The 4,424-nt window shown below is 45.0% G+C and carries 3 protein-coding genes; 2 read left to right on the plus strand and 1 reads right to left on the minus strand.

All coding sequences use genetic code 11. The features are described from left to right. Positions 1-333: 333 nt before the first annotated feature. Positions 334-2,805 carry an ABC transporter permease gene (locus V7Q33_RS23080; RefSeq protein WP_333821460.1) on the minus strand — a complete coding sequence of 824 codons (2,472 nt, stop codon included), beginning with the start codon at positions 2,803-2,805 and terminating at the stop codon, positions 334-336. Between the two features lie 166 nt (positions 2,806-2,971). Here V7Q33_RS23080 and V7Q33_RS23085 point away from each other — a divergent pair, with 166 nt between their 5' ends. Both V7Q33_RS23085 and V7Q33_RS23090 read left to right on the plus strand, forming a co-directional pair. Continuing rightward, positions 2,972-3,448 carry an SRPBCC family protein gene (locus V7Q33_RS23085; protein ID WP_333821461.1) on the plus strand — a complete coding sequence of 159 codons (477 nt, stop codon included), beginning with the start codon at positions 2,972-2,974 and terminating at the stop codon, positions 3,446-3,448. A gap of 122 nt (positions 3,449-3,570) precedes the next feature. Further along, positions 3,571-4,329, plus strand: coding sequence for an NADAR family protein (locus tag V7Q33_RS23090; RefSeq protein WP_331968546.1), 759 nt, complete (start codon positions 3,571-3,573; stop codon positions 4,327-4,329). The last annotated feature ends 95 nt before the right edge of the window (positions 4,330-4,424 follow it).

Below are 4,424 nucleotides of genomic sequence, written 5' to 3' on the forward strand. Positions count from 1 at the left end.
AGATACCCCTATGCGTGCAAAGTCTTTTTTGGGCTTCTGGCCTCAGGCTGCCAGCCGCTGGCAGGATGTGAGTGGGGTAGAGGGTGTTCTTCATACTCGCAGCTAAATAATGAACAAGGAACATCGATTGGTGAATGTTGACGTATCCCCTTCACACTTCTTGCAGCTGGTGGCTGCCAGCTATTGGTGTCCGGGGAAAGTATATTAAAAAAATGAAGCGGGGTCATTTCTAACCCCGCTTTTTCATGGTAGATTAAGTTACCACACAAAAAATACCATGAATAAAAGTACTCATTTTTTCCGACCTGCCAACCTTCTGCCAGGGGTTAACCGCTATTCGCTCCGTAATGCATCCACCGGGTTGCTCAGCGCGGCTTTCAGCGCCTGGAAGCTGATGGTAAGCAACGCAATGATAACGGACGATGCTCCGGCCAAAATGAAGATGCCGGCTCCGATGGATATGCTGTATTGAAAATCATTCAGCCACTTGTCCATAACAAAGTAAGCAATAACACTGGCGAGCGCAAAGGCTACAATGATCAGTTGAACGAATTCAGCCGAGAGCTTGAAGAGTATAGAGCCGTTACCAGCACCCAATACTTTGCGGATGCCGATTTCTTTTTTGCGTTGCTGCGCTGTAAAAGCAGAGAGTGCAAACAGACCGAGCCCTGCGATGATCATGGCCAGTGCTGTGAAGTGCGTGAACATGCTGGCGAAGGCTTGTTCATTGCGATAGAGATTCGAAAACTGTTCATCGAGAAAGGCGTATTCGAATGTAGTGCCTGGATTTACTTTCTTCCACGTGTCTTCTATAAAGGCAAGTGTGGCTTTCATATTCTCTGCCTTCGCTTTTACAGCCAGTGCGCCATTGTTTTTATTGTAGAGTAAGAACATCGGCTCAAGTTTGTGACGCACGGTAGCAAAGTGAAAATCTTTAGCTACACCTACTACAGTATAATTGGTAAGGTCAGCAGGATTGGCACCGTTTTGCAAACCAATCTTTTTCCCAACAGGGTCCGTCCACTTCAGTAAACGCGCCATTTCTTCATTGATAATCATCGACAACGAATCATCATAGTCCAAAGAAAAATTGCGGCCTTCGGCTATGCGAATGCCCATTGTCGGGATAAACGTTTCATCGGCCACCATAATGCTGGTGATAATGTTGGTCTCAGCATTGTAGACGCCATCCGGGTATATAGTAACTCTGCCCGGTTGCTGCCCCATGCGGTTGGAGGCTGTTCCTGCCGAAATAATGTTGGGATTGTGAAGTAGTTCGTTCTTTAATGTAGTAGCGTTGGCAACGTTTTGATTGTTTAGCTGCAGGGTAATAACCTGCTCGCGGTTATAGCCCAGATCGGCTGTATATATAAAACGCATTTGCTGGTATACAATGCCGGTGCCCACCATCAATGCTATAGATATAGTAAACTGCAGTACTACCAATGCTTTGCGCAGCCGTATACCGCCCGTTGAATTTTTAAACGATCCTTTCAGTACCAGAATAGGCCTGAAAGAAGAAAGCACAAAGGCCGGGTATAATCCCGCGAGTATACCTACACCCACCACCAATGCAGAAAGCATCATTATACTTTGGGGCTGCATCAATACCGTTACATCGGCAAAGCGCTGGTAGGTGGTGTTCAGCAAAGGTATAGCAACCAGTACTGCGGCCACTGCCAGCAAAGCCGCGATAGCAGTAACAAGGATGGATTCCACAAGATGTTGGGCAACCAGTTGTGTACGGATAGCACCGATCACCTTGCGCATGCCAATTTCTTTGGCACGTGCAGTAGACCGTGCTGTTACAAGGTTCATGAAATTTACTGCGGCCAGCACGAGTATAAGAATCGCAATGGTAGAGAGTACATATATATTCAGCGCGTCTGACTTGTTTGCATTTGTCTCGAAGAGAATTTCTTTTGATTGAAGGTGTACATCTTTCAGGGGCTGCACCACGGGTGTGAAAAACTCGTATGCATTGTTTTTCTTGCTGATGGCTTTCAGTTTTGTGTTCAGGTCGGCTACATCGGCAGGCTTGTCCAGCAACAGGTAGGTGAAGCAAAATATACCCTGCCACGTATCGAGCGCCTGGCGGAGGCCGTCTTCGTTTTGTCCCGGAACGAGTGAATATAGCATGTCGAATTGCAGATGCGAGTTTTTGGGAACATCGGCCAATACAGCAGTAACATTCAGGTCAGTAGTTTGATTTAGCTTGAGAGTTTTACCGATCGGATTTTCGCTGCCGAAAATTTTCTTTGCCAGTGTTTGCGTGATTGCTACGGACCCTGGTTTATTCAATACATCGGTGGTAGCGCCATCTACAATCGGAAAGTTGAATACTTCGAACACCGTAGGATCAACCCGGAAGGCGGCTTCACATTTCAAAGGCTTGTCGTTATAGCTGAGGTCAAGGCGGCCGCCACCGGTAAAGCGCACACTGGTAATAACCTCCGGAAGTTCATCGGCCGCTGCGGGCCCCAGACGTGGTTGCGTAACACCAACCAGTTTGCTACTCACACCTTCGGCACTATCGATCGTAAGAAGCCGAACGATGTTCGGATAATTTTTGTGGAAGATATCGTAGGAGAGATCTTCGGCTATATATAGATAGATAATCAAGCTGGCCGAAAGACCTAATGCAAGGCCGATGATCTTGATAAGTGAATATCCTTTTTGCTTCAGCAGGTTGCGTAGCCCGGTGATGAAGTAGCTCTTGAACATAGTGTCGGTATCTGGTAATGACCATATCAGGTCAATTCCAATGCCATAGAAAAACATGGCGAATACACGTTGAAAGCCCATGATTTCCCAAGATGGGTGATGAGCGTTTCTGTACGAATCCGTCCGAAGGCGGTCGGTTGAATTAGTACAGGTTTAAAGTTCAAGGTTTAAAGTTTAAGGGTGAGTATGGGCAACTGGACTGAAAGAATTTATGTGAGAATGTTATCTTGAGCCCATATTCGTAACAGTGGCTAATCTATACCTTGAAACGTTCATACATGCTCCTGTCGAAAGAGTTTTCGATTTGTCGCTTAGTATTGATCTGCATAAACATTCAGTTTCCAATACAAATGAAGAAGCTATTGCGGGAAGAACCTCTGGACTCATCGGCCTTGAGGAAACGGTAACATGGCGTGCACGACACTTCGGTATATATCAACATCTCACCGTAAAGATTACAGCATGGGAGCGTCCTGTTATGTTTGTGGATGTGATGCAGCAAGGTGCTTTTAAATCGATGGAGCATACGCACAAGTTTGAGGCAAACGGCAGTGGAACGGTAATGATCGATTTATTTAACTTTAAAGCTCCATGGGGATGGCTGGGGCAATGTGCAGAATTTCTGTTTCTCGAAAAGTATATGATGTATTTTCTGACGCAGCGAAATGCCGCGATCAAGGCTATTGCTGAAGGCGACCAGTGGAGGGAATTTTTGAAAGAATAAAATCTCCCACGGAACTCACAGAATAACACAGATAAATACAGAACATTTAAATATACCTCCTATGAATTCTGTTCCTGATAGCTATCAGGATATGAGAAAATAAATCTATTTTTCTGTCTATTATGAAATACAACCTTAGCTGGCTCACCCATAAATTCGACTCCGGTGAAAGTATAGAGTATATCTTCTTCTGGGGGCATGCTGCTAAGCATGGCGAATCGATTGGTAAATTTATATTCAGCCAATGGTATCCCTCAGCTTTCATAGTAGACGGAATTACCTATAAAACTGCTGAACACTGGATGATGGCACAAAAAGCCAGTCTGTTTGATGAGCCGGATATATTTAACAAGATCATTGCTTCTGATAAGCCCGGAGAAGTAAAAGCGCTGGGGCGGGCGATCCGTAATTTTGATGAACTACAGTGGGACAAATGGAAGTACGATATAGTGCGAACTGGTTCCATCCATAAATTTCATCAGAATAAAACCTTGCGGGATTACTTGCTGGCCACAGGCGACAAGGTAATTGTAGAAGCCAGTCCTTCGGATTTTATCTGGGGAATTGGATTGTCGCAAGACGAAAAAATGGTGGAGAATCCGTATGTCTGGCGCGGTACTAACCTGTTGGGTTTTGCTTTAATGGAGGCGCGGGATTTTTTGCGATCGATGGGTGAGTTTGGATATATATCTGGGTTTCTGCCTCCGTGGAAGAAATTTCCAGGAATAAATCCAACTGATATGTTTTGGCGAATGGGCACGGGAGAGGACTACATCATTCAATATTCCAAATACTTCCTATCCCTCAGCGAAAGGGAAAAAGCAATTTACAAATTAAGTTACCCTGCACCGAACGGTGATTGGGCCGGATATTATGAGTAGAATCATGTCCTGCAGTACTCACAAGAAGATATATGAATGTTCTGTATGTATCTGCGAAATTCTGTGAGTTCTGTGGGAAATAAAACTGTATTTCA

Source organism: Ohtaekwangia sp. (assembly GCF_036786105.1).
Classification (GTDB): domain Bacteria; phylum Bacteroidota; class Bacteroidia; order Cytophagales; family Cyclobacteriaceae; genus Ohtaekwangia.

Excerpts from the sequence above, each read along its gene's own strand:
- V7Q33_RS23080 (WP_333821460.1), bottom strand. The coding sequence starts at position 2,805 with ATGGGCTTTCAACGTGTATTCGCCATGTTTTTCTATGGCATTGGAATT.
- V7Q33_RS23090 (WP_331968546.1), top strand. The coding sequence starts at position 3,571 with ATGAAATACAACCTTAGCTGGCTCACCCATAAATTCGACTCCGGTGAA.